This window comes from Spirosoma soli, assembly GCF_042684525.1.
Lineage (GTDB): Bacteria > Bacteroidota > Bacteroidia > Cytophagales > Spirosomataceae > Spirosoma > Spirosoma soli.
In genome coordinates, this window is sequence record NZ_JBHULN010000001.1 from 784,805 (window position 1) to 811,738 (window position 26,934).

General features: G+C 48.6%; 21 protein-coding genes. 17 read left to right on the top strand and 4 right to left on the bottom strand.

Features of this window, described 5'->3' with window-relative positions:
* Positions 1 to 142 precede the first annotated feature (142 nt).
* The 5 genes from ACFSUS_RS03260 to ACFSUS_RS03280 all read left to right on the top strand — a co-directional run bounded on the left by ACFSUS_RS03260 (position 143) and on the right by ACFSUS_RS03280 (position 4,889).
* On the top strand, positions 143 to 1,156 hold the full coding sequence (locus tag ACFSUS_RS03260; RefSeq protein ID WP_381518986.1) for a GSCFA domain-containing protein: 1,014 nt from the start codon (positions 143 to 145) through the stop codon (positions 1,154 to 1,156).
* Between the two features lie 45 nt (positions 1,157 to 1,201).
* On the top strand, positions 1,202 to 2,305 hold the full coding sequence (locus ACFSUS_RS03265; protein ID WP_381518989.1) for an Mrp/NBP35 family ATP-binding protein: 1,104 nt from the start codon (positions 1,202 to 1,204) through the stop codon (positions 2,303 to 2,305).
* A gap of 47 nt (positions 2,306 to 2,352) precedes the next feature.
* Positions 2,353 to 2,619, top strand: a complete 267-nt coding sequence (locus ACFSUS_RS03270; RefSeq protein ID WP_381518992.1) for a NifU family protein — start codon at positions 2,353 to 2,355, stop codon at positions 2,617 to 2,619.
* Between the two features lie 11 nt (positions 2,620 to 2,630).
* The gene (locus ACFSUS_RS03275) at positions 2,631 to 2,849 is read left to right on the top strand and encodes a DUF433 domain-containing protein (RefSeq protein WP_381518995.1); all 219 of its coding nucleotides are present in this window, start codon (positions 2,631 to 2,633) and stop codon (positions 2,847 to 2,849) included.
* 390 nt (positions 2,850 to 3,239) lie between these two features.
* Positions 3,240 to 4,889 (top strand): D-alanine--D-alanine ligase family protein, encoded by a 1,650-nt coding sequence (locus ACFSUS_RS03280; RefSeq protein WP_381518998.1) that lies wholly within the window; start codon positions 3,240 to 3,242, stop codon positions 4,887 to 4,889.
* Positions 4,890 to 4,975: 86 nt separating this feature from the next.
* Here the strand turns inward: ACFSUS_RS03280 and ACFSUS_RS03285 are convergent, their stop codons facing one another.
* Together ACFSUS_RS03285 and ACFSUS_RS03290 are read right to left on the bottom strand one after the other, a co-directional pair.
* Positions 4,976 to 5,218: a helix-turn-helix domain-containing protein gene (locus ACFSUS_RS03285; RefSeq protein WP_381519000.1), complete on the bottom strand. Its 243-nt coding sequence runs from the start codon at positions 5,216 to 5,218 to the stop codon at positions 4,976 to 4,978.
* A gap of 3 nt (positions 5,219 to 5,221) precedes the next feature.
* Complete coding sequence (locus ACFSUS_RS03290) at positions 5,222 to 6,307, bottom strand: DUF2975 domain-containing protein (protein ID WP_381519003.1); 1,086 nt, start codon at positions 6,305 to 6,307, stop codon at positions 5,222 to 5,224.
* 187 nt (positions 6,308 to 6,494) lie between these two features.
* Between ACFSUS_RS03290 and ACFSUS_RS03295 the strand changes: the two genes are divergently transcribed.
* The 11 genes from ACFSUS_RS03295 (at position 6,495) to ACFSUS_RS03345 (ending at position 24,228) form a co-directional block, all read left to right on the top strand.
* Positions 6,495 to 8,252, top strand: a complete 1,758-nt coding sequence (locus ACFSUS_RS03295) for a phospho-sugar mutase (RefSeq protein ID WP_381519006.1) — start codon at positions 6,495 to 6,497, stop codon at positions 8,250 to 8,252.
* A gap of 187 nt (positions 8,253 to 8,439) precedes the next feature.
* Positions 8,440 to 11,595 carry a SusC/RagA family TonB-linked outer membrane protein gene (locus ACFSUS_RS03300; protein WP_381519009.1) on the top strand — a complete coding sequence of 1,052 codons (3,156 nt, stop codon included), beginning with the start codon at positions 8,440 to 8,442 and terminating at the stop codon, positions 11,593 to 11,595.
* 84 nt (positions 11,596 to 11,679) lie between these two features.
* Complete coding sequence (locus ACFSUS_RS03305; protein ID WP_381519012.1) at positions 11,680 to 13,275, top strand: RagB/SusD family nutrient uptake outer membrane protein; 1,596 nt, start codon at positions 11,680 to 11,682, stop codon at positions 13,273 to 13,275.
* 98 nt (positions 13,276 to 13,373) lie between these two features.
* Positions 13,374 to 14,669, top strand: a complete 1,296-nt coding sequence (locus ACFSUS_RS03310; protein WP_381519014.1) for a Gfo/Idh/MocA family protein — start codon at positions 13,374 to 13,376, stop codon at positions 14,667 to 14,669.
* Positions 14,670 to 14,706: 37 nt separating this feature from the next.
* Positions 14,707 to 15,129, top strand: coding sequence for a tRNA (adenosine(37)-N6)-threonylcarbamoyltransferase complex ATPase subunit type 1 TsaE (gene tsaE / locus ACFSUS_RS03315; protein ID WP_381519017.1), 423 nt, complete (start codon positions 14,707 to 14,709; stop codon positions 15,127 to 15,129).
* Positions 15,130 to 15,217: 88 nt separating this feature from the next.
* Positions 15,218 to 16,429, top strand: coding sequence for an alanine dehydrogenase (locus ACFSUS_RS03320; RefSeq protein ID WP_381519020.1), 1,212 nt, complete (start codon positions 15,218 to 15,220; stop codon positions 16,427 to 16,429).
* A gap of 92 nt (positions 16,430 to 16,521) precedes the next feature.
* Positions 16,522 to 16,926, top strand: coding sequence for a hypothetical protein (locus tag ACFSUS_RS03325; RefSeq protein WP_381519023.1), 405 nt, complete (start codon positions 16,522 to 16,524; stop codon positions 16,924 to 16,926).
* A 478-nt stretch (positions 16,927 to 17,404) separates the two neighbouring features.
* Positions 17,405 to 19,405, top strand: a complete 2,001-nt coding sequence (gyrB, locus tag ACFSUS_RS03330) for a DNA topoisomerase (ATP-hydrolyzing) subunit B (RefSeq protein WP_381519025.1) — start codon at positions 17,405 to 17,407, stop codon at positions 19,403 to 19,405.
* Positions 19,406 to 19,573: 168 nt separating this feature from the next.
* The gene (gene ppk1 / locus ACFSUS_RS03335) at positions 19,574 to 21,826 is read left to right on the top strand and encodes a polyphosphate kinase 1 (RefSeq protein WP_381519028.1); all 2,253 of its coding nucleotides are present in this window, start codon (positions 19,574 to 19,576) and stop codon (positions 21,824 to 21,826) included.
* Between the two features lie 130 nt (positions 21,827 to 21,956).
* Complete coding sequence (locus ACFSUS_RS03340) at positions 21,957 to 23,198, top strand: NupC/NupG family nucleoside CNT transporter (protein WP_381519031.1); 1,242 nt, start codon at positions 21,957 to 21,959, stop codon at positions 23,196 to 23,198.
* 106 nt (positions 23,199 to 23,304) lie between these two features.
* Positions 23,305 to 24,228, top strand: a complete 924-nt coding sequence (locus tag ACFSUS_RS03345; protein WP_381519034.1) for a bestrophin family protein — start codon at positions 23,305 to 23,307, stop codon at positions 24,226 to 24,228.
* 117 nt (positions 24,229 to 24,345) lie between these two features.
* Here the strand turns inward: ACFSUS_RS03345 and ACFSUS_RS03350 are convergent, their stop codons facing one another.
* Entirely contained in the window at positions 24,346 to 25,419 is a 1,074-nt protein-coding gene (locus tag ACFSUS_RS03350) for a fatty acid desaturase family protein (protein WP_381519037.1), read from the bottom strand.
* A gap of 266 nt (positions 25,420 to 25,685) precedes the next feature.
* Here ACFSUS_RS03350 and ACFSUS_RS03355 point away from each other — a divergent pair, with 266 nt between their 5' ends.
* The gene (locus ACFSUS_RS03355) at positions 25,686 to 26,120 is read left to right on the top strand and encodes a YybH family protein (protein ID WP_381519040.1); all 435 of its coding nucleotides are present in this window, start codon (positions 25,686 to 25,688) and stop codon (positions 26,118 to 26,120) included.
* 97 nt (positions 26,121 to 26,217) lie between these two features.
* Here the strand turns inward: ACFSUS_RS03355 and ACFSUS_RS03360 are convergent, their stop codons facing one another.
* Positions 26,218 to 26,931 carry an RraA family protein gene (locus ACFSUS_RS03360; protein WP_381519042.1) on the bottom strand — a complete coding sequence of 238 codons (714 nt, stop codon included), beginning with the start codon at positions 26,929 to 26,931 and terminating at the stop codon, positions 26,218 to 26,220.
* Between the last annotated feature and the right edge of the window lie 3 nt (positions 26,932 to 26,934).

Sequence of the window (26,934 nt, forward strand, 5' to 3'; positions counted from 1 at the left end):
ATAGATAAACTGGCATTTAAAGCTTTAAACAAAGCAAAAAATTCTAAAAAAATAGTCGCAATACTCTGTTAATTAAGGCGTTGCCAGCAAATATCTTTTAGGTAAAAAGGACCTAATCACCCTGCATTTTTGTTAATCAGGTATGCAGTTTCATACCGAATTTACACCCGAATCACTACCCTATCGCATTGGTCTCAACAGCCAGATTGTGACGATTGGCTCGTGCTTTGCTGAGGTTATTGGCCGTCGGCTGGCTGATCATAAGTTAACTGTACTGAACAACCCATTCGGCACAATCTTCAACCCGGTTTCTATAGCCAGGTTACTCACCATGTCGCTGTATGGGACTGCCCCTGATGAAAGCCGATACGTTGAACGAGATGGCGTTTGGTTTCATTATGATTTCCATTCGTCGCTCTGGGCCAACAGCCGCGATGAACTCCGTGTTCTTTTAACCAATGGGCTAGAACGCGTTGGAGAGGCTATTCGCAAAGCGGACTTCCTTCTGGTCACCTTAGGCTCGGCGGTGGTGTACCGGCACATCGAGACCGATAAGGTGGTAGCGAATTGCCATAAGATGCCGGGCTCATTGTTTGAGAAATACGTGTATCATATTGACCATCTCCAGGAAGATATGATGCGGTTACTAAAAACGCTACGTAGAGCGAATCCCAATCTTAAGGTATTACTAACGGTAAGCCCTGTACGCCATACGCGAGACACCTTATCTATTAACCAGGTAAGTAAGTCAATACTACGGGTTATTGCTCATGAGTGTAGTGTATGGAATGCCTGGGTGCATTACTTTCCGGCGTATGAGCTGATGATCGACGATCTGCGTGATTATCGCTTTTACGAAGCCGATCTTATTCATCCTAATGCGCAGGCGCAGGCTTATATCTTTGAGAAGTTTGTCGAAAGCGCATTTGATGACGAACTTCGTGGCTTCGTTGCGGAGTGGGAACAAATCAGCAGATCGCTGGTTCATCGCCCGCTGTACGGCGCTGATAGCCCGGCTCACCGTAAGTTTCTGACGAAGTTAATGAAGCAGTTAGAGACTTTGTCGCAACGTATAGACGTATCGGCGGAACTGGCTGATGTTCGAAGTCGTTTAAAATGGGAACGAAACCAGGAACAAGAAGAAGAACTTGCATAGCCTCCTCGCTTAAATTCCTTATATCGTTCGTTTTCTCCCTCTTTTATGTCTGATTATCGATTAAACAAAGAAGCCGTTTTGCGGGCGCTGAGCACCGTTGAAGAACCAGATTTGAAGCGTGACATTGTGTCGCTCAACATGGTAAAAGACGTAACGCTCGGTATTGGGTCAGTTCGCTTTACGGTCGTATTGACCACACCTGCCTGCCCACTGAAAGAAGTAATCCGGAAGCGGTGTGAAGATGCAATCCATACGCACATTGGGACCGATATTACGGTTACGATTGACATGACTTCTGACGTAACGTCAACCCGGGCCAATGCACCAACGCTGCCCGGTGTTAAAAACATCATTGCCGTTTCGTCGGGCAAAGGTGGTGTTGGCAAGTCTACCGTTACCGCGAATCTGGCCATTGCCTTGCACAAGTCGGGCGCCAAAGTAGGTATTATCGACGCCGATATTTATGGGCCGTCAATACCAACTATGTTTGGGGCCGAGGATATCCAGCCACGGATTTTTCAGGTGGATGGACAAACTCGGATGGAACCCATTCAGCAGTTTGGGATTAAGTTACTGTCTATGGGTTTTCTGGTGGCACCGGGGCAGGCTATAATCTGGCGGGGAACTATGGCTGGGAGGGCCTTGCAGCAGTTTTTCTCCGATGCCGACTGGGGCGAGTTAGATTATTTGCTCATTGACTTACCACCCGGCACGGGCGACATTCACCTGACGCTGGTGCAAACTGTGCCCGTTACGGGAGCTATTATCGTTACGACACCCCAGAAAGTGGCCCTGGCTGATGCAACAAAAGGGTTAGCCATGTTTCGGCAACCGCAAATCAACGTACCAGTGCTGGGCGTGATTGAGAACATGTCTTATTTTACACCGGCTGAACTACCCGACCACCAATATTATATTTTCGGAAAAGGGGGCGGCAAGCAGTTAGCCGATCAGTTCGATGTTCCCTTGTTAGGTCAGATTCCCTTGGTGCAGAGTATTCGCGAAGCGGGTGACGAAGGTCGGCCAGCCATTAGCGTCGGCGAACCCGTCGCGAGTGAAGCTTTTCGCTCGACAGCCGAAGCCTTAGCGCAGCAGGTTGCGATCCGTAATGCAACTATTGATCGTACGCAGCGCGTAGAAGTTGCATAAAACCCGGTTAGCTTGTAAATTTACCGTAAATCATAAGATTCGATTCAATGGAGACGGCAGTAAATAACGACCACCTACTTACTCAGATTGAACGCGCCCTCGACAGTATGCGTCCATATCTGGCCGCTGATGGTGGCAACGTAAAAGTGCTGGAAGTGACCGATGATAAGGTTGTCCGGTTAGAATTAATGGGCTCATGTGGCTCCTGCCCAATGTCGGCGATGACCTTTAAGGGCGGCCTGGAAGAAGCCATCCTGAAAGCTGTACCCGAAATTACCAAGGTGGAGGCAATCAATATTACGCCTGCGTTTTAATCAATAAGTTCATGACGGCAAGGGAGTTAATCAATATTGATCCAGAGATTATGGGTGGAACGCCCGTATTTCGGGGTACGAGAGTGCCAGTCAAAACGCTTTTTGATCACTTGGAAGAAGGCGATTCAATTGAGGTTTTTTTGGACGACTTTCCGGGGGTGACGCGTGAGCAGGCCGTGACCTTATTAGAAATGGCAATGAGTTCGGTAATAGACAAAGCCGGAGCATGAGAGTGCTACTGGATGAAAACTTACCCAAGCGACTTAAGTTTAGGTTACTCGAAAAGGCCATGCAGCAAGTACTGTCCGTGAGATGGGCTGGAACGGGCATAAGAACGGCGAATTATTAGGTTTACTGACGTTTAACGGGTTCGATGTACTCATCACCTCTGATAAGAACTTGATTCATCAGCAGAACTTGGATAAGTTCAACATCACTGTATTATTGTTGAATATCAAAGCAAACCGTTACGTTTATATACAGCCATTATTACCAGGACTATTACAACTATTAGACGATCCGATCCTGGCTAAGTTTATCGAGGTTGCGTAAGGCTAGCCGCTTGTTAAAAACAAGTGGCTTTTTTGTTTCTTTGTGCTCAGTATTTACTCCTCTATTCTGTGAAAATAGGCATTTTCTTTGGTGGACCGGCCCGTGAGCGTGAGGTATCGTATGCGGGTGGACGCACGGCCCTGGCAAATTTAGACAAGGGCTTATTTGAGCCGGTGCTGGTATTCGTAGACGGGCGCGGGCGCTTCAGACTCGTTACACCCGATTTTTTGAAAGCAGCATCATTACGTGACGTACTGCCGCAAGACGACTCGGGCTTTTCTGTTTACGATGAATCGCTCGACGCCAACGCACTTGACCAGGCACTACCAGAACTTCGCCCTGAACATTTCCGCGACCACTTCGATATGGCGTTTCTGGCTATGCACGGCCCCGACTGTGAAGATGGCGCTATTCAAGGGCTTCTGGAATGGCACAAGATGCCTTACACAGGACCAGGACTGGTTGGGTCGGCGGTAGGTATCAACAAAATCCTGCAAAACGAACTGATTGCGCTGGCCAACGGGCAACAAAAAAAGACGGCAACCATTAGCCGGGATGCATACGAACGAGCAGACAAAGCCCAGTTTTTCCAGTCGCTCACTACTCATCTGGGCTTACCGATTGTTGTGAAAGCCCCACACCAGGGCTCATCGATTGGAGTAGCCATTGTACGTGAAGCCGATCTGAATCAGTTTTGCCGAGCCGTTGAACAGTGCTTTTTTACGATGAATATCAGCCCGGATGGCTGGAGCAAGCTAAGCGAATGGACGGATCTATCGGCTGAAGAGAAGCGCGATCTTGTGCAGAAGATGGTCAGCCTGGATTCAGGCATCAGTTTTCCGGTTGTGATTGAGCAAACTGGCGAGATCATCAGACACCCAAGTGATTTTATTGAGGCACTTGACACACGTTCGGCTAATCAGCCTATCACGCTGGCGTCTCTTAATGCTGAAGATGAGGTTCTGTTTGAAGAGTTTATTACTGGGCAGGAGTTTTCGTGCGGGGTGATTCAGGACGACGACCAAACCGCTATTGCTCTTCCTCCAACCGAGATATACAACACTGTAGCCTTTGACTTTGAGACCAAGTACAAAAGCAACGTGGCCCGTAAGCGTATCCCAGTTGAAACCAGTTTGGAGAATAATCGAAAGATCCAGCTGGCCGTAGAGGAAGTGTTCTCTCGATTAGGCATTAACGTGTACTCGCGGATTGATGGCTTTTTAACACCAGCCGGACAGGTGCTGCTACATGATCCAAACACGATTCCGGGCATGTCGCCTTCTTCCTTAATCTTCAAACAAATGGCGGAGATTGGCTTGAATCTGGCAAACGCGCTAACGTATTTGATTCGCCAGTCGCTACGCGAACGGATTCGTACGGGCAAAGACACGTTTCACCTTAAGCGTATGTTAGCCGACCTTGATGCAAGACTGGCCAGCCGTAAAGCAAATCCCTTGCCCGAGCGAGTGATCTCGTTTGGTCCGGATGACGAAAGCTGGATAGGGGCCAAACAGCAGTACAATGAGCTGGCCGCTTCGGGTACGGTACGCCCTTCGCTGATGTATGTAAAAGGTAAACAGGAATCGCACGAGATTCCGGTTCACCTGCTATTTAAAGATACCATCGAAGAACTGGAGGCCGCCCTCAGCCAGCCGCGTCATCCATTGATTCTTGAAACCTGCGAGCGGACGGCTCATATTACCGAACGTTACGTATAAAACCGTTTGGGGCCGGTCATTCATAACCGGCCCCAAACGGTTTTATATAGCCCCATGTACTTTTTATCTGGTATCTGTTACCCGGATTAGTCGATGTGGGGTATTGATTTGGCTTCATCTTCTTTACTGGGCACGTATTCCAGTAAGTCGCCAGGTTGGCAATCAAGAGCCCGACATATCGCTTCGAGGGTGTCAAACCGAACCGCCTTGGCTTTGCCCGTCTTCAGAATAGACAAATTAGCCAACGTAATACCAACGCGCTCCGATAATTCCGTCAGCGACATTTTACGCCGGGCCATCATTACATCCACATTTACAATGATTGGCATGGCTCAAATGGTTAATTCGTTTTCTTCTTTCAACTGACGCCCATAGTCAAACACATGCGCCAGCACAAGTAGTGTTAATCCGGAAAGTAGCAGTGACCAGTTATCCGGAAATACTGGAATAAAGCCATCATGAACATGAAAATTCTGCTTCGCAAAGTAAGATCGGACATACAGGTTTTGTGCATTGATTAAGAGGATATTCCCCGTAAAATAGCAGATTAATACCCACCCTACCCGATTAATACGTCTGGATTGCTGTGGACCGAAATACCGATTCTCGCTTAAATCCTCAAACAACCGTTTGAGTTGATAAAAACCAATTAATAAGGCCATCCATGCCAATAAAAACTGCAATCTGTTTAATAGAATTGCACTAATGGGTATGGTCTTGAATTGCCGCCAGGTTCGGTACTCGAATGTAAGGTAATAATCGTGGCTTAATTGGAGAGGTTGCTGCCTGACTTTGACAGTAGGTGAGTCTATGAAGCGGAATTCCCAATCGTTCGCATTATTATTTTGCCAGTTTTTGATCAAAACAGATTTAGGCATGGGCCCATACCCACCAGCCATCCGAAACGGAAAATACGACATAAATGACGGTTCCTTCACATAATAACCGTTTCGCTTTTTAATGATATACACCTCAGGATTTGCTCGTAACGTTGAATCTATTTTGGCTTTCTGTTGGCGCTCGGACAACTGTTCGGCTGACCTTATTACTTGCCATAGGCTATCAGGCCCCTGTTTGAGTTGAGCTGCCGTTTTTATCCATAAATGCCTGCCTACTGAATCATTTACAGTGTACCTTACTTCGTTTTCTATCTCTGACTTCCGAATCGTGAAAGGAAAGTCAACCGATTTACCGCGAATTATCACTCCACTTTCGTAATTTGTTTGGTTAGCGGCCGTATCGTAGACAATGTGTGGGCCATCAACGGGCCACCCGTTTTTATGAACGCTCCAACGCCAGTAAGCTTCCTGCCATAAAGGACTTGAGATTAGTAAAAACAGTAGCCCAAGCCAAATACAACCTCGGTATAAGATCAGAAAACTTATACTCAAAAACGGAATCAGATGAATACGTTTCATGCAGGTTTAGAGAATAATGTATTTTTACCTGCAAGGTAAACTCATAAGCAACAAAAATTTATTGATTAACAATAAATTTTTGTTGTCTTCATAAAGTACAAGACTAATCTACCAAGCGGATTTGCCTACCAACCTTGTAATCGTAATTTTGGCGGATAAATATTTGACGATACGTTAACTATTCAAAATGACAACGACCTTCGACTCCCCTACCCAGCAGCGCATTGATCAGTGGCTTGGCGGCAACTATGATGCGGATACCAAAGAAGCCATTCAGCATCTGATCGACTCTGGCAACGTCGCCGAATTAACCGACGCCTTTTATCGTGACCTCGAATTTGGTACGGGAGGCTTGCGGGGCGTAGTGGGCGTTGGCTCGAACCGCATGAATCGATACACCGTTGGAGCAGCCACCCAGGGGCTTTCTAACTACATCAATGCGGCCTTTCCGGGCGAAGACATCAGCGTAGCGATCGCCCACGACAGCCGCCGGATGAGTCCGGAGTTTGCGCGGTTAGTGGCCGATATTTTTTCAGCCAATGGCATCAAAGTCTACCTCTTTAGTGCCCTGCGTCCAACGCCTGAGTTGTCGTTTGCCATTCGCCAGCTGGGTTGCCAGAGTGGTATTGTGGTGACGGCATCGCACAACCCACCTGAGTACAATGGCTACAAAGTGTATTGGAACGACGGTGCTCAGGTAGTTGCCCCGCACGATAAGGCAATTATTGCTGAGGTAAACAAAATTACTTCTGTCGATGACATTAAGTTTGAGGGTGTTCCTGAGAAGATTCATCTCATCGACGAAGAGATCGACGCACCTTACATTGAGCAAATCAAGGCCAACGCCGTTAATCCGGATGTTATCAAGCGGCAGGCTGACCTGAATATTGTCTATACGCCAATTCACGGTACGGGTATTACCTTGGTGCCACGCGCGTTGGATGGCCTTGGCTTCACCAACGTCCACATTGTTGAACAGCAAGCCACGCCCGATGGCAATTTCCCAACGGTGAAATCGCCTAACCCCGAAGAGCGGCCTGCCATGCAACTGGCCCTCGATTTGGCCCTATCGCTCAACGCAGATCTGGTGATGGCCACCGACCCCGATGCTGACCGGGTGGGCGCGGGTGCACGCAATCACCACGGCGAATTTGAGTTGCTGAATGGCAACCAGATGGCCAGCCTGATCATTTATTACCTGCTCAACGCCTGGAAAGATGCCGGAAAGTTGACGGGGAAAGAGTTCGTGGCGAAAACCATCGTAACCACTGACCTCATCGACCGCATGTGCGAGCGCTACGGCGTTACGTGCTACAACACGCTAACCGGCTTCAAATACATTGCCGAAGTCATCCGCGAGCTTGAAGGCAAAGAGAAGTTTATTGGCGGTGGCGAAGAAAGCTACGGCTACCTCATTGGCGACTTCGTCCGCGACAAAGATGCCATTGCGTCCTGCGCTATGATTGCTGAATTGACAGCCTACGCAAAGGACAAAGGCCAAAGCTTATTCGACTTGTTGATGACCATGTATCAGGAGAACGGCTTTTATTACGAAGCCCTGGTATCACTCACGAAGAAAGGAAAAGAAGGAGCGGAGGCCATTCAGCAGATGATGGCCGATTTCCGTGCGAATCCGCCTAAAGAGATTGCCGGTTCGCCAGTCGTGCGTATTGACGACTACAAAGCGCTTACCCGTACCGACCTTGGCAACAATGTAACCGTATCGATTGAAGCCGGCAAGATGGGTATTGAGTCTTCGAACGTGTTGCAATTCTTTACGGCCGACGGTACCAAAGTTTCGGCCCGACCATCGGGCACGGAACCAAAGATAAAGTTCTACGTCAGCGTTCGTGAACCGCTGGAAAGTAAAGAAGCCTTTGATAATACGTATGCTCAACTCAAAGCAAAAGTGCAACGTGTGATTGATGAGCTACAATTAAAATAAAGTCGCTCATAAACAGCTCAGCCCACCAAAAAGGGGCCTCCTCTCAAGAGAGGAGGCCCCTTTTTTAATTATTTTAAAATCTATCTTAAAAATTAATTAGATTTTAATAAGCTCACACTTTAAGTATAAATACACCTAGGGAAAACCCTAATTTATAGCAGTATATACCTTTCTTAACTTAATTCCTATGAAAAACAATTTACACCGAAGGTGCTGTGTTTTATTGCTCGCCTTTAGCTGGTTACTGTGTTTGAGCGCTGTAGCTCAGGACCGCCGGGTCACGGGTCGCGTTAAAGATGAAACAGGCAGCGGTTTGCCAGGGGTAAGCGTGGTCGTTAAAGGTACTCAGCAAGGAACAACGAGTGATTCCGAAGGCAATTATAGCATCTCTGTTCCATCCGGAAATGCTACACTAGTTTTCTCATTCGTAGGCTTTGTAGGCCAGGAAGTAGCCGTAGGCAACCAATCTTCCATTAATTTAACGCTTCAGGCTGACAACAAAGCCTTAGACGAAGTTGTCGTGATTGGATACGGTACCACCCGCAAATCGGACTTGACAGGTGCCGTGAGTACCCTTAAGCAATCCCAATTACAGGAACGGCCGACTGCTTCGCTGAACCAGGCACTGTCTGGTAGAATGCCAGGTGTGCAGGTAAATACCAACTCTGGGCGACCTGGTGGGCGCACCACTGTACGGATTCGCGGTTTCAGTTCGATCAACTCATCCAACAACCCACTTTACGTAGTAGATGGAGTACTGCTGCCGCAGGGTAACCAGAACCAGTTTAGTTCGGCTATTGATTATATTAACCCTAACGACATTGTATCGATTGAGGTACTTAAAGACGCATCGTCTACAGCTATTTACGGCGCTCGGGGAGCCAACGGCGTTATTCTGGTAACAACCAAGAAAGGCAAAGCTGGCGAAGGAACGGTAACGTACAACGCCGATTTCAGCGTCAACACGATTGGTCCAAACCGCCCGCGGGTACTGAACGCTCGCGAGTATTTGGCGACTGAGGAACTGGCCTATGCCAACATCGCCAAGTACGACCCAAAGGGCTGGGCCGCCGGTCAGTACACGTATTTAGACCCAATTGCCCGCCGGAAAGCCTACAGCGCAGCCTTTCCGGGTGTGTTCGACGCCAACCTGAACCCACTTTATGACACCGACTGGTTTAAAGAAAGCACGCAGAACAAGCTATCGCAGAACCACCAGCTAGGCTTTAGTGGCGGTAACGAGCGAACCCAATATTCGCTTTCGCTGGGCTATCGGGATGATCAGGGACTTATCAAAACCTCTTATCTGAAGCGCTATTCAGGCCGGTTTACCATTGATGATCAGGTTAAGAAATGGCTAAAAGTTGGCGGCACATTAAGCTACAATAGCCAGAGCGAGAACCTGGTGGACGTCAATGATGCCGTAGCACGGCAGATTGTCGAAGATTTTCCGTTTCTGCCCGTCCAGTATGCGAATGGTCAGTACGCCAACAACCGCGACTATCCGAGCGCTGAGGGTACGTTCAGCTCTGTACACCGCCTGATGGGTCGCAAGTATATCTTAAATACGCAAACTACACTGGGTAGTTTATACTCCAATATCAGCATAGCGAAAGGCCTGGAGATGAAAACGATATTGGGCGTCAACATCGTAACGCAGGAAAATAATCAATCGCAGACCCGGACATTGAACATCGGTGGTAACGGCAACGCGTCGACCTATAACCAGAAGGAGAGCTTCTGGTCATTGGAGAATTTGCTAACCTACAACCGGCAGTTTGGCCAGGATCATTCATTTACAGGTCTATTAGGTATCTCGTGGCAGGAAAATAACTTTTTTTCCATGAGTGCCGCCGTCAACAATTTTGCCACGGATTACTTCGGCTTTAACAACTTAGGGGCAGGTGCTACGAACCCCAGTGTCGGGAGCAACGCATCCCGGTTCGCGTTTAACTCCTACTTCGGACGGGTCAACTACGGTTATAAAGAGAAGTACTTACTAACCCTAACGGGCCGGGCCGATGGCTCATCCCGATTCGGAGAGAACCACAAGTTTGCCTTCTTCCCATCTGCAGCTTTAGCCTGGCGGGTGTCGGAAGAAGACTTCCTGAAAACCAACCCGATTATTTCCAACCTGAAGCTGCGCACCAGCTACGGCCTGACGGGTAACTCCGAAATTCCAACCTACCAGTCGCTGGCTACGCTGAGTTCGACTTACGCAACCATCTATAACGACACACGGGTGAGTGGAACGGGCATTAACCGCCTGGCCAACCCAGACCTGCGCTGGGAAAAAACCGCTCAGACAGATGTGGGCCTTGAGATTGGCCTGTTCAAAGGACGGGTTAATTTAGAAGCTGATTACTATTATCGGTTGACAACTGACATGCTGCTCGACGCGCCCGTTCCGCGTACCAGTGGCTACGCCACCATCCGTCGGAACGTTGGGTCGATGGAGAATCAGGGCTTCGAGTTTGGTTTGAATACGGTCAACATTAGCCGGGGAGACTTTAGCTGGAACACCACATTCAACATTTCGCTGAACCGCAATAAAGTGCTTTCGCTGGCTACTCCATCGGATATTTTCAACGTAGGTGGCCCGAATTTTACGAACCCAACCAACATCATCCGGGTTGGTGAGCCAGTAGGTTCCTTCTGGGGATTAACCCGGCTGGGTACCTGGAGTGAAGCCGAGCGTGAAGAAGCCGCTAAGTTTACAAGCTACCGGAATAATCTGACCATGCTACCCGGCGATATTAAGTATCTGGATGTCAACGGCGACAAAGCCATTACGGATGCCGACCGGAGCATTATCGGCAACGGCAGTCCGAGAGGCTGGGGGGCGTTTACAAACAACTTCCGGTTCAAAAACTTCGATGCAACCCTCGAACTTCAGTTTATGTACGGCAACGACGTTATGCTGATGAACCTGCACGCCAGCGAAGACCGGCAGGCGCTGGCCAACAGCTACACCTCGGTATTGAACGCCTGGACGCCTACGAACCAGAACACACCCATCGCCGAAATTCGGGAAACCCGTGCAGGCTACGTCACCAATGTAGATAGCCACTGGATCAAAGACGGTTCGTTCCTGCGTGGTCGGAACCTTTTACTGGGTTACACCCTTCCGTCGCAGGTTACCAATCGCCTTAAACTGAGTCGGCTTCGCTTCTACGCTACGGTGCAGAACTTCTTCCTGCTGGTTGAAGACCCGATTGTGGGCGACCCAGAGGTGACTCCGACTAACCAGGGTAATGATAACAGCGCCTTCTCGCAAGGGATGATCTGGCACAATTACCCCAAACCGACCACCTACCTCGTTGGTCTGCAACTTAGTCTATAAACCTCTGGTCATTTCAATCATTGATGGATGTTCATCTGCAACGAGCATCCATCAATGACAAACCATCAAAAATCTGAATTCGTCATGCGATATACTCTGGTCAAGACAATAAGTAAGGTAGTGCTGTGCGGAGCCGTTTTGCTCGGTCCCGTCGGCTGTTCTGATTTCCTGGATGAGCAACCGCCCTCAAACCTTACCACCGACAATTTTTATACACTTCCTGATCACGCCGAAGCGGGGTTAGCGTCCGTATATGCCTCACTGCGCTTTTTCGGCGACGGAGCCGGTATTTTCTCGTCCAACTGGCAGTTGTTAGAAGCTATGACCGGGACGTCGACGACGGAAACCGCCCAGAACTCCGACCTTAACAACCTGTACAGCATGTCGCACGACGGCAACACGGCCCATGTCGTTAACTGGTGGAATGGGTTATACAGGGTAATTGCCAATGCCAATTTAGTAATCGACCGGGTTCCGGGCATTCCGTCTTTACCCGAAGCGGATAAAGCTAAAATTGACGCACAGAAAACTAAAATTTTGGGTGAAGCTCGCTTCCTACGGGCCTGGGCTTACTTTAACGCAGTGCGGCTTTATGGCGATATTCCGCTTGTTACAACCCCAATTCTTAACCCGCAGGCAGTCGCTCCAGAAGTGTATTCCCCGGCACGCGTTCCGCAAGAACAGATTTACAATTTGATCATAGAAGATTTAAAAGCTGCCGAAACCGCTGGTTTAGCCTGGACGGATGTGAGCGGCCGGGTAAATTTAGCCGCGGTGAAAACGCAGCTGGCCAAAGTTTACCTGACGATGGCTGGTTTCCCGCTGAGCAAGGGCGCGTCGCACTATAAGTTAGCCGCCGACAAAGCGCTGGAGGTCATTACGTATGCGAATGCTAACCCAACAGCGATCAACCTGTTTCCAACCTACGAAGATGTACATCGGGAGAGCCTGAAAAACCGAGTTGAGCACCTTTTTCAGCTGCAGTATAACTCCGTAGTAGCCGCTAACCCAATGGACAATTTTTACGGTAACTTTAAACCAATTAACTTCAACGGTCCTACCGGAACGGGCAGCTCGATTCCGACGCTATCGTTCTATAACTCCTACGAAGCAGGCGATTTGCGAACAAAAGATCAGGAAGGATATTTTTACACAACCTACTTTACGAACGGAACCGGCGCTCGATTCGAATTGGGTAGGCCCTATGTCTTTAAGCACTTCAACCGCACTTCCAATGGCACATCAGGTGTGACCGGGACCCGCAATAATAACCTTAACGTACCTCAAATTCGTTTTGCTGAGACGCTACTGATTTTTGCCGAAGCGCAGAACGAAGTTGGCGGCCCCACGCCGGCCACCTACGAAGCCCTGAAACGCATCCGGGACCGCGCTAAATTAACGACACCCGAGCTTGGCACCTTCACGCCGGCCACCTTCCGGGAGGCTGTCTGGCGGGAGCGTTGGTATGAATTCTGTTACGAACAGATTACCTGGTTCGACATGGTGCGCCTGCAGAAAGTGTTTAACGAGACCACCAAGAGGTTCGATCCATTTGTGGGGCACGTTAACTTAAGCACAAACAAAGCGCTGGAAGCTAAGCATTTACTACTGCCGCTTCCTCGGCAGGAAATGCTGAACAACCCGAACCTGAAGCCGCAAAATCCAGGCTACCCTAATTAATTGTCAGCATTTATTCTGAATTAGAAAATAGGGGTGGACAGTAGACAGTATAGCTGGTCTACTGTCCACTTTTGTTTTTGATAAAACCGATTTCACGCATGAAAGACTCACCTGCACAACCCAATCGCCGGACGTTTCTTAAACAAGCAGCCGGCCTGTCCGCCTTTTACATTGTACCACGCCATGTACTCGGGCGCGGCTTTCTGGCTCCTAGTGACCAAATTACGGTTGGTTTCATTGGCCTTGGTCGGCAAGCGGGTGGCCTGCGTGGCCAGTTTCTCAAGAACGAAGCCCGTGTCATAGCGGCCTGTGATGTTGATTCATCTAAAGTGACGGCCTTTGCCGATGCTGTGAACGCGCATTATGCCGAAAAAGCAGACAAAAGTTCGTACAAAGGCTGTCAACGCTATGACGATTACCGGACGCTTCTCAATAATAAAGACATAGATGCCATAGTCATTGCTACCCCCGACCACTGGCACAGCGTCATAGCCATTCGGGCTGCTAAAGCAGGCAAAGACATCTATTGCGAAAAACCGCTTTCACTGACCGTTCAGGAAGGTCGTGCGATGGTACAGGCCACCCGCAAGCACAAGCGCATATTTCAAACGGGCAACATGCAGCGCTCCTGGAAAGAGTTTCGGCAGGCCGTTGAACTAGTTCGAAACGGCTACATTGGTGAGGTTAAAACGATAAACATTAATGTGGGAGGTCCGCCCCGCCCCTGGGATCTGCAAGCACAGCCATTGCCAGCAGGCGTAAATTGGGACGCCTGGCTCGGTCCTAATACGGTCATTCGCCCGTACAACAATGTTTTATTACCTACGCCTAAAGATACGTTTTGGGGACAATGGCGCGACATCGACGAGTTTGGCGGAGGGGGTATGACCGACTGGGGCGCTCACATGTTCGACATTGCGCAATGGGGCCTTGATATGGATAAGTCTGGTCCAGTTGAGCTTACACCACCCACCGATGGCAGCGGAAAAGGCTTAATTTACCGATACGCGAATGGCGTCATCATGAACCATCAGCCGGTTGAAGGCAAACAGTATTGCCACTTCATTGGTACCGAAGGCGAGGTTAAAGTAGCCCGTGGCGAATTAACAACCACCCCTGCTGCGCTAAAAGATAAGGTGATTGGCGAGAATGAAAAGCGAGTTTATTACAGCGACAATCACTATAAAGATTTTCTGGATGCCATTCGTAGCCGCAAAAATCCGATCTGCGACGTAGAGGTTGGGCACCGCACAGCTTCAGTCTGTAACATTGGCAATATTGCGTACAAACTCAAACAATCGCTCCGCTGGAATCCAGAGAAAGAGACATTTGAGAATAATTCAGAAGCCAATCGCCTACTAGGTCGCCCTTTACGAAAAGAGTGGTCAGCGTAAAAATCTGTATCTTTGTGGGCCTTTTGCTCATGAGCCCATGAAACTCTACTTCCAACGACTCGAAGAACTCGATGCTGTAGCTCGCCAGCTGCTGGCAGAAGGACGCACGCAAGCCGTATGGTTGTTCACGGGTGAAATGGGTGCCGGTAAAACCACACTCATTAAGGCCCTCTGCCGGACTCTGGGCGTCATCAGCATGGTGCAGAGCCCAACGTTTTCAATTGTCAACGAATACACCACGCACGAAGGCAAATCGGTGTATCATTTCGATTGCTACCGGCTTCGTAATGAGGCCGAAGCATTAGATATTGGCATTGAAGAATACTTCGACTCGGGCAATTACTGTTTCATTGAATGGCCGGAGCGGGTTGAATCGCTCTGGCCCGCTACGTATTATCAGGTTCACCTTCTGGCCGATCCCACTGGTCGCCGGACGGTAGAAACTAACTTAGTTGACTAGTTTATGAAGTACGGTTTGCATTAGGTGAGTTTTATACGAACGCTCGTCTATTGCCAACCGTACTTTATAAACCATAAATGTTATCGCATTGACTGGATTTGAGGAGTTGGCCAAGCAAACGGCCCTGTACCCAAAAGAAGCCCCGCTGGCCGTCAAGACCAGCCGCAACAGCCTACTCATTGGTTTGCCCAAAGAGGTATCGCTTCAGGAAAACCGCATCGCGCTTACTCCCGAAGCGGTGGCAATTCTGGTACGTAATGGGCACAACGTAATCGTAGAACAGGGTGCAGGCGAAAAAGCTAAATTTGCAGATAACGAATACAGCGAAGCGGGCGCACAAATTGGCTATTCGCCCAAAGAAGTATATGAAGCCAATCTTATCCTGAAAGTTGAGCCGCTCATCGATGGAGAATTCGACCACGTTAAATCGGGAAGCACCATCATTTCGGCGTTAAACTTACCGGCTCACGATCGCAGCTACTTTGAGAAGATTAACGAAAAAAGCCTGACAACCTTCGGCTACGAATACATCGAAGATCAGGCAGGAAACATGCCGGTTATCCGATCGATGAGCGAGATTGCGGGTAGCACGGTCATGCTGATTGCGGGCGAATACCTCAGCAATGCCGACAACGGCCGGGGTATTATTCTAGGTGGTATTACAGGCGTCCCTCCCACCAAAGTAGTCATGCTCGGCGCTGGTACCGTTACGGAATACGCTGTCCGTACGGCCCTGGGTATGGGCGCCGACGTAAAAGTATTCGACAAACATTTGTACAAACTGCAACGCCTAAAGTACTCCGTTGGGCAACACGTTTACACATCCATTATAGCCTCCGATACGCTGGCCGAAGCCATTCAACGGGCCGACGTCGTAATTGGAGCCATGCGCGCCGAAGATGGACTTAGCCCAGTAGTCGTTACCGAGGAAATGATCGGGCGCATGAAGCCGGATTCCGTCATTATTGACGTATCAATTGACCAGGGGGGTAACTTTGAAACCTCCCGCATGACCACCCATAAACAGCCTACGTTTAAGCACATGGGTGTTATTCACTACTGCGTTCCGAACATTGCTGCGCGGGTAGCCTACACCGCCAGTATGGCCCTGAGCAATATCTTTCTTCCCTTTCTGCTGGAAACCGGCACAACAGGCGGCATTGAGCAGATGATGTACGCGAACCGTTGGTTTATGAAAGGTGTTTATGCTCATAAAGGGACGCTCACAAACGCTTACATCGCCCGGAAGTTTAACATGCGCTTCAAGGACCTTGACTTGCTACTGGCCGCCCGATTTTAACAGGTTTCAGTTAACACCAGCAGCTAACATAGCTGCACAGATTGCGATGTTAACTAACTGTCGGCTGTTAGCTGATAAAACTGCTCACTGATATGATTAATCACAGTAACGAAAATACTTTACTCGACGACGCGAACTCCTATGACGTTAACAAAGAACTGATGGGGGCCATTTCATCGGACTTTGTCAAGGTGGCTGATCAGTTGAAAGAAGCCTCGTACCAGATACGCAAGCGCGGCTTTTCGGACTATCCCGTTTTCGTAGCTTCTCGCCGGGACGTACCGGTTGGTCAGCTGCTGATTGGAGCGACGGAGCTAGAGAATCAGTGGAATTACAAAGCTTCGTTCCTGGATGAATTTACCCAACGCGCGCTCATCGGCCCGGAGTCAGTAGATTTATGGAAAGAGAATTACAAAAAGCCTGACGAGTACTGTTGCCTGTTCGTTGTTCACGGCGACTTTGCCGGGTTTGTTTATATCCCCTACCCCGAAGATTAACGCTTTTTGTAGAGAAGCTCTCTAAGGCCTGGTCACAATGATCAGGCCTTATTTTGTAACATGAGTCAACGACCAGGAAGTTTTTGATTGCCTCGGAACAGCGAGCATGATTTCTAAAAAAATTTAAAGATACATCTCTCAGCTTTATCCTATTTGACACTTCAGGAGCTCCGTTAATAATACTTTTTGGAGAATTCAATTTAGCTAAAGCGGTGGATAAAAAATTACCGGATTGAGTGTGTCGGTTTAGGTTTTTGCCAACAAAAAAGGGGCTTTAAACGCACAGAAGAGCCATATCAGGCTATAATTTATGGAGGAGTTTGAGCCTTAATTCAATTTTACGTATATTAAGGCTATCTTACCAAAGAGGGTAGGAAATCATGATTTTTTTTTGTATTTTTACAATCTGTAAGGTGCGTTTAGTTAGCACCCTTCCTCTACCCGAACGACGTAACTTTTTGACATTTTTTATTCTGATATGACCAACGAACTGATTGAAGCAGACGCCCCCGTTGAAACCGCGTTAGGCAATTACGGTGCCGATAACATCCAGGTATTAGAAGGTCTGGAGGCCGTTCGTAAACGCCCCGCCATGTACATCGGCGACGTTGGCATTCGCGGTTTGCACCACCTCATCTGGGAGGTCGTAGACAACTCCATTGATGAAGCCCTGGCGGGTTACTGCGATAAGATTACCGTTACTATTAATCCTGATAATTCCATTACGGTACAAGATAACGGTCGGGGCATCCCGACGGGTATCAATACTAAGATGGGCAAGTCAGCCCTCGAGGTAGTTATGACGGTGCTGCACGCCGGTGGTAAGTTTGATAAAGATACTTACAAAGTCTCCGGGGGTTTGCACGGTGTCGGTGTATCGTGCGTTAACGCCCTCTCGACCGACCTGCGTGTAGAGGTTCACCGCGATGGCAAAATATTTGAACAAGAATACAAAACGGGCTTCCCACAGTACGATGTGCGGGTCATTGGCGACGCTGAAGACCACGGCACAACCGTTCATTTCAAGCCCGACGACACCATCTTTACTGAAACCGTTTACAAGTACGACACCGTCGCTGGTCGTCTGCGCGAGTTAGCGTACCTGAATAAAGGCATTCACATCTTCCTGAAGGACATGCGCGAACTTGACGACAATGGAGAGCCGTTACGTCAGGACGATTTCTTTTCGGAAGGTGGTTTGGTCGAATTCGTTCAGTACCTCGACGAAACGCGCCCTGCGCTCGATGGCATGAAGCCAATCTACATGGAGAGCGACAAAGGGTCGACCCCTGTGCAGGTAGCGCTGGTGTACAACTACGAGGCCGGCGAGAACGTGCTTTCGTACGTGAACAATATCAACACCCACGAAGGCGGTACGCACGTACAAGGCTTCCGTTCGGCCCTCACCCGGGTGCTTAAGAACTACGCTGATAAGAATCCAGGGGTGCTACCTAAAAACGCAGGGAAAGTCACCTTTAGCGGTGAAGACTTCCGGAAGGGGCTAACCGCTGTTATTTCGGTGAAAGTCCAGGAACCACAGTTTGAAGGCCAAACCAAAACGAAACTAGGTAACCAGGACGTAGTGAGCGCCGTTAGCCAGGCCATGGCCGACATGCTCGAAACGTGGCTGGAAGAAAATCCGAAGACGGCAGCGGGTATTGTTAAGAAAGTGCTTGTCTCGGCTCAGGCGCGTATTGCTGCCGACCTGGCCTACAAGCGCATCATGACCGAGCGCAAAGACTTTATGGGTGGTATGGGACTGCCTGGCAAACTCGCCGACTGTTCTGATACGGACCCCGAAAAGTGTGAACTCTACCTGGTAGAGGGTGACTCGGCCGGTGGTACGGCCAAACAAGGACGTAACCGGGCGTTTCAGGCGATTTTGCCCTTACGGGGTAAGATCCTGAACGTCGAGAAAGCGATGGAGCATAAGATCTACGAGAACGAAGAGATCAAAAACATCTGGACGGCTCTCGGTGTTCGGCTCGAAAAGAAAGATGATGAGACGGTAATGAATCTGGACAAGCTTCGTTATCATAAAATCATCATCATGACCGATGCCGACGTTGACGGTAGTCACATTCGGACGTTGATTCTGACGCTATTCTATCGCAACATGAAGGCATTGATTGACAACGGCTACATTTACATCGCTCAGCCCCCGCTTTACCTGATTAAAAAAGGTAAAGAAGAGCGTTACTGCTGGACAGAACAGCAACGCGAAGCTGCAGTGAAAGAGTTGGCTGCTGGAGGCAAAGAAGAAAACGTAGGGGTGCAGCGTTACAAAGGTTTGGGCGAGATGAATGCTGAACAACTCTGGAGCACGACCATGAACCCCGACACACGTAGCCTGAAAATTGTTACAGTCGAGTCAGCTGCTGACGCTGACCACGTCTTTTCAACCTTGATGGGCGATGAGGTAGCCCCCCGTAGGGATTTTATTGAGCGAAATGCAAAATATGCCCGAGTGGATGTTTAACCGAATGATAACATGAAGCGGGCCAATTAGCCCGCTTTTTTGTTGTAATTCAAAGTTTGAAATTAGTGTATGCGTTACTCCCTAAACCCAAATCGTACTATATTGGGCAACCTTGTTTCCCGATTTACGCACCGACAAGCAAATTCGCCTGCTGAGGCAACTGACAAAATGGCAAAGGTTAGTGAAAAGGTTAGCAGTGTTATCGATCAGAGCGATTACCTCAGCCGAGACTTAAGCTGGCTGAAATTTAATGAACGCGTACTAGATCAAGCGCGTGGTACTCAACATCCGTTGCGGAACCGGACGCTGATGGAGCGCTTAAAATTCCTGGCTATCTCAGCGTCAAACCTTGATGAATTTTTTATGATTCGGGTAGGTAGCCTCTATAACTACCTGGACTACCATAAACAACGGGTCGACTATTCGGGGCTGCGCGAAGTTCCGTTCCGAAAGGCGCTGTTTACGACGGCTCAGCAGTTTTGCCGAGACCAGCAAACCGTTCTCACGAATGAGCTACTCCCGTTATTCGCCGAGAATGGCCTTCAGCTAGCCGACTACGAATCGCTTACGGTTGAAGAACAATCAGAAGCCACGAACTATTTCGATCGGGCGATCTATCCGACACTGACGCCCATGCTGTACGACTACACGCACACCTTCCCGGTGTTGCTGGCCAAAGTACTCATCTTCGGCGTCGTTACGCAAAACCCGGATGGGGCCGATCTGCAAAGTCTGCGTTCGGAAGATGAAGACGATCGGCAACGGCTATCATTTGTGCAGATTCCGGCTAATCTTCCGCGCTTCGTGTCGTTTGAGCGTGAAGATGTAATAGTGTTTGTTCCCATTGAAGAGATCGTTCGCCAAAACATTAAGAAGTTATATCGTAATGTTGAGATCACGTCAGTCAACCTGTTTCGTATTACCCGTAATGGCGATTTTACCCTGGATGAGAACGACGACGATGAAGTTGACTTCATTGATGAAGTTCGGCAAAAGATTAAAAACCGGCGCTTAGGCCGCGTAACCCGGGTTGAAGTTGAAACTGACGGGAAAGGTGAAACAAGCTCTCCGTGGATGTTGAATCTGCTAAAAAAGCGTTGGGAGATCGATGATCTTAACATTTTTGAATCGCAGACATTACTCGATTTCTCGGCGTTCTGGCAGATTATTGGCCATCCGGAGTTCAAAGACGATATGCCCCGGCCTCACGCGCCGGTACCACCCATAGGTCTGGGTCGCGAAAAAACCGATGACATTTTTGAGATCATCAAGCAGCGCGACCTGATGCTGCATCACCCGTACAACAATTTTGAGCCGGTGTTGCAATTGCTCGAGCAAGCCGCCGAAGATCCGCACGTTTTAGCCATCAAAATCACAGTTTATCGATTGGCTAAGCGGTCCCGCATCACAGAAGCGCTCTTGAAAGCCGCCGAAAATGGTAAACACGTATCGGTACTGTTTGAGGTGAAAGCACGCTTCGACGAAGAAAACAACATCCGGGAAGCCCAACGATTGCAGAAGGCAGGCTGCTTCGTGATTTACGGAATTAGTCGCTATAAAACGCACACGAAACTGCTTCTGGTTGTCCGGAATGAAGGCACTCGTGTGGTTCGGTATGCCCATATGGCTACCGGTAACTACAACGAAGATACGTCACGTTTATATACCGACATTGGTTTATTGACGACCAATGAGGTGTATACCCACGACATCTCTGAGTTTTTCAATGTTATAACGGGCCATTCATTGCCCAACGAATATCAATACCTGATTACAGCCCCGCGTGACATGCGCGAACAACTTCTACGGCTCATTCGGGTGGAGGCTGATAACGCCAAACGTGGTCTGCCCAGTGGTATTTGCATAAAAGTTAATTCGCTGGAGGATAAGCAAGTCATTGATGAGCTTTACAAAGCCTCTCAGGCCGGTGTACCTATTCGATTGATCGTGCGCAGTATCTGCTGCCTACGGCCAAAACGACCTGGTTTGAGCGAGAATATTACCGTGCGATCGATTGTCGGCGATTTCCTCGAACATACACGCATTTATTATTTCCATAACAACGGCGACTCTAAAGTGTACGGAGGTAGTGCTGACGTTATGGTGCGAAGTTTCGACCGGCGGATTGAGTCGCTGTTCTATTTAGCAGACCAGCGGGTAAAGCAGCTGGCCGTTCTAATCCTGAACTACAACCTACGCGATAATGTCAATTCCTACGAGCTTAATGAAGATGGTAATTTTCAGAAGTGCGAAGTGCTAAATGGCACTCAGCCGCTTAACATGCACCAACAATTCTTTGAGGTCACTGAAAAGGAAGTGATGGAAGCCCGGTTGTTTGATCCCGAGGTAAAACCAGCTGAAGTAGCCCAGCTTGAAGAGGAGTATCAGGAAGGAGCCGAACGAGCCATTGCGAATATTTAAGAAGGCCTAAAAGGGGGAGTAGGAAAGAATGGTAGAGGAAATTACACAGCCCTCCTGCCGTCTTCTCTACTCCCTTTCCTGCTTTTTATGCGTATCTTCGCAAACCTAACTGCAACTGTGTCTTCACTGAATGGATCGTTTTACCGGCCTTATTGGCATCGTTTTAATCCTGGGCATCGCTTACGCTCTTTCTGATAACCGCAAAGCTATTAATTTTCGTACCGTTGGTGTTGGGCTAGCGCTACAGTTTGGCCTGGCCGTATTCGTTCTGAAAACAGAGATCGGGCAACAACTTTTCCAGGGTTTGGGCTACTACGTAGACCGACTGCTACAAAAAGCCAACAAAGGAGCCGAATTTGTATTCTCGTCGCTGGTTCGCACGGACGTATTGACCAAAGCATTTGGTCCCGACAATAACTTCATCTTTTTCTTTAAAGTTATTCCAACCATCATTTTCGTGGCCGTATTGGTCAACATCTTCTACCACCTTGGTATTATGCAGCGGATTGTGGCTGTGATGGCTCGGGCCATGAAGTGGCTGATGGGAGTAAGCGGAGCCGAAGCCTTATCCAACGTTGCCAGTACGTTCGTTGGGCAGGTAGAAGCCCAGATTATGATTAAGCCATACCTGAATGGTATGACCAATTCTGAACTCCTGGCCAGCATGACCGGCTCATTTGCCTGCATTGCAGGAGGAGTATTGGCGGTTTATATTTCCCTGGGCGTTCCAGCTCCTTACTTGCTGGCAGCCAGCATTATGGCTGCCCCCGGTGCATTAGTGATCAGTAAGATCGTAATGCCCGAGACGCAAGTCTCTGAAACGCAGGGTACGGTTAAAGTTGAGATCAAAAAAATATATGTCAACTTGCTCGATGCTATTGCCGCTGGAGCCAGCGAAGGATTAAAGGTTGGCTTCAACGTAATTGCTATGCTGATCGGCTTTATTGCGCTTATTGCCTTGCTCGATAGCGTCTTGTTCCGATTAGGCTATTACGTATTAGGGATGGATAATCTCAGCTTAAACTTGTTGTTAGGTAAGCTCTTTTCGTTGTTCGCCTGGGCCATGGGCGTACCAGGCAAGGATATTGAAGCAGCCGGCGCCCTGATGGGCACTAAAATGGTCGTTAATGAATTTGTGGCGTACCTGGACCTAGTCAAGCTCAAACCGACTTTAGAGCCCAAGACAATCGCTATCACCAGCTTTGCACTTTGTGGCTTCGCGAACTTCAGCTCTATTGCCATTCAGGTAGGCGGCATTGGTGAGCTAGCCCCTAAACGCAGAAGTGACCTGGCCCGGCTAGGCTTTAAAGCGTTGATCTGTGGTACGTTAGCTAGCTACATGTCGGCAACATTAGCGGGTCTGCTGCTGTAGCTAGTTAGCAATTCTTAATTATTTGGCTACATTCGTCCAAAACCAATCAAATATAAACTAAGTTATAAGGTAGCCACTTGTTTTTCATTAAACAACCCTACTACCAGTGCTACTTTATCAGAACTTACGACTGCTTCGAATCTTAAGGATTACCTGGAAAGTTGATTTAATTATGCTGGTCCTCTGTGCAATAGCTTATTGGCTGGAAGTGCACGTGATTAAAGACTTTGTCAGGGTACCAACCACACTCCCCTCATTAATTGGTACAGCCATTGCATTTTTCATTGGCTTCAACAACAACCAGGCCTACGACCGCTGGTGGGAAGCCCGCACCATTTGGGGAGGAATTGTCAATGACTCCCGCTCCTGGGCTCGTAACGTGCTATTCTACTCATCCCGAAACGACTTGGGATACACAGACGATCTGCCTGAAGCCGACGAGCTACCCCGCCGGATGATTCTCCGCCACATCAGTTTTTTATATGCGTTGAAGAAAGCCCTTCGTGGTGCCAAAGACAAGTCATACTTCAAATACATTAGCGAAGAAGAGGGGCAGCAGGTATCTAAATACACCAATGTGCCCAGCGCTTTGTTGGACCGGCAGGCCAAAGACCTTAATTATCTAAAGCGAACTGGCCGAATTGACGGTTTTCAGTTCATGACGCTCAACGAGATGATTGTCCGGTTCAGCGACGGAATGGGTAGGTCAGAGCGCATTAAGGGCACGGTGTTTCCGCCAACCTATTTGTACTTTACCCGTCTGTTTATCTGGCTATTCGTGATGATTGTAACGCTCTCAATTGCCGATGATACAGGTCCCTGGTCTATCTTGCTGAGCTGGATCATTGGTTTTGTGTTTCACGTAGCGCACATCAACGGTTTAAGCCTGATGAACCCGTTTGAAGCCACTCCATTTGGGATCTCGCTAAATGCTATTACGCGCACCATCGAAATCAATTTGCTGGAGCTATTGGGCGCTGAAGAAGTTCCTAGCCCCGTTGAGGTGATCAATGATGAGTTTATTATGTAGTGCAGGCTTGGCAAACCGAGTCTCATTGTCCTGGTTGCTGGCCTTATCTGAACTAATGGGCCCGTAACCTTGCATATTACGTTCAATCTGGCAGACCGAAGCGAATAAGCAGCCTAATCAGTTACCGAGTGCTTTTAACATCCTGACGTGGGAGTTCAGGGCTTCGGGGAACGATTCTTTATTGTTATAGACAATTCCGTATTCCTCAGCAGTACGCTGGACAATGGGCGATAGTGTCCGGTAGTGTATGTGAGAAATGTTGGGGAAAAGGTGGTGTTCAATCTGAAAGTCCAGCCCACCGATGAACCACGATAGCAATCTTGGGCACGAAAAGTTAGCGGTAGTTTGTAGTTGATGAATAGCCCAGGCGCTGCTAACCACACCATTCGTATCGGGCAAGGGCTGCTCCGCTCCTTCTACGACATGTGCTAGCTGAAAGATGGTACTCAGCACTACGCCCGCCGTAAAATGCATCGCCAAGAAGCCCAGCAACCACTGCCCAAAGGTGAAGTCAGTTACGGTTAATGGCACAACAGCAATAAATAAGACATAAAATAGCTTACTCGCAACCAATACATTAACATCCTGCTTTGTGAATGGCTTCACTAGTTTGCCTGAGCTATGGTTATACTTGTAAGCTTGCCGGAAATCTTTTACAAAAAAAGAAATCGTCATCAGGCCATACAGCAGAAAAGCGTATACGTGCTGGTACCGATGCATCTTCCTGAGCTTATCACCCTGTGACAGCCGGAGTAAAAACTTCCCGGTGATGTCTTCGTCTACATCGTGAATGTTCGTATAAGTATGGTGCAACGTATTATGCTGAATCTTCCAGTTCAGTACATTTCCACCTAACAGATACAGGCATGCACTGAAGAACGAATTGATCCAGGAAACGCTCGAAAATGATCCATGATTAGCATCGTGCATCACCGACATGCCTACCCCCGAAATACCGAACCCCATTAGAACGGCAAACAGTAGAGACGTCCAGGCTGAAAACTGATTGCTCACAATCAGGCCATAGGGTATCAGCAAGAGAGCTAGCATGAAAATACCTTTCCAGACCAGTCGGTGATCTCCCTGCTTTGGAAGCTGACTTTCTTTGAAATGAGAGTCGATTCGTTCTCTTAAAACCGGAAAGAAGAGTGATTTATCCTTGTTTGCAAATTTGACAGCTTCTTTCCTCATAAAGTAGTTTTAGTGATTCCACGAATGTTCTTACGCTAGTAAATAAACGCTTAAATCTGGTTTACCATATCATACTTAGCGAATTGTAACATTTGCTTAACATGGTTAGTCTTGCGACTTAGTCGACAAATTTAACATAATTAATTGGTTACTAACGCGGTAGAATAAGTCAGTAAATTGAAAAGCCGATAAGCGGTTTTAAATACATTTGATAGTTGAGTGCCTTTACGTGGTGTATTTTTTGTCATACAACTAACTCCTTTACTATGATTCGACTCGCTAGCTTCTTTGTTTTGTTTGTGCTTTATTCCGCAATAGGTTTTGCAAAACCAAAGCCCGTTCCGGACGAAATCCAGATTCGTCGGGCCCTCGACTCTACCTCAGCAGGTTGGAACCGGGGAAACTTGCAACAGTACCTGGGAGCTTACACACCCGATGCTCAGGAAATGGGACCTAATGGTCCACGAGGTGGTGTCGAGGTCATTGAGAACACCATGAAAAAGGGGTTTTGGAAAACAGGCCGGCCACTACAGCAACTGCGTTATGAGCACGTCAACGTGCGCTTATTAGGCAAGACCAACGCATTAGTAACAGGCCAGTTTGTACTCACCGGAGGAGGCAAAGAAGATCGAACCGGTTGGTTTACAACGGTGTGGGAGAAAACGCGCGACGGCTGGCGGATGATATTTGATCACTCGTAGATGTTATGTACGTAAGGGTCATCTTGTTATGTATAACCCACATAACAAGATGACCCTCTTTGCAATTTATGTGTATCGGATGACGTAGCAAGCCTGGTTAAAACCGCCCGAACTCTTCGTACACATCAAACGGGTTTTTGCCCTCGGCCATCGCTTTGCGGCTTTTGGCTTCGCTGGCAAACCACTCTTCAGCCAGTTCCAATACCTGAATGGTCATATCGTAGGGCACCACCACGACACCATCGTTGTCGCCGAAGATGTAATCGCCGGGGTTGATTTTCAGCAGGCCGTCCATGCCCTTTACGTAGATCGGTATCTGATAATCGACCACCATAAACCGCCCGAAGGCTTCCACGGGATTCCGGAAGCGACAGAACGTAGGGAAGCCCATGTCAATGAGGTAATTAGAGTCGCGGGTTGAGCCGTCGATAACCGCGCCAACGCAGCCGTGAGCTGCCGCGGCCGTGGCCGAAATCTCCCCAAACTGCCCGCAGGAGGTATCGCCCTGGGTGTCGCGCACCTGTACCACCCCCGGCGTCATACTTTTAAACATCCCTAGTCGAATGTCGTGAATCTTTTCGTCCCGGCTGGGTGTAGCAATACCGTGGCAGGTAAACGCTGGCCCTGCTACTTTCATTGTATGAGTAAGCGGATAAATGCCGCTGGCCATACACTGGCTATGATACCCGAGATGTTCGAGTGCGTCGGAGACTAAACCGGCGTAAAGTGGCAAATAGCGGGCGCGTATTTCCTCCCAATCATAATTGGTTTGAAACTGACGAACAGGATAGGTGTTGGCAATGATTTCCATACG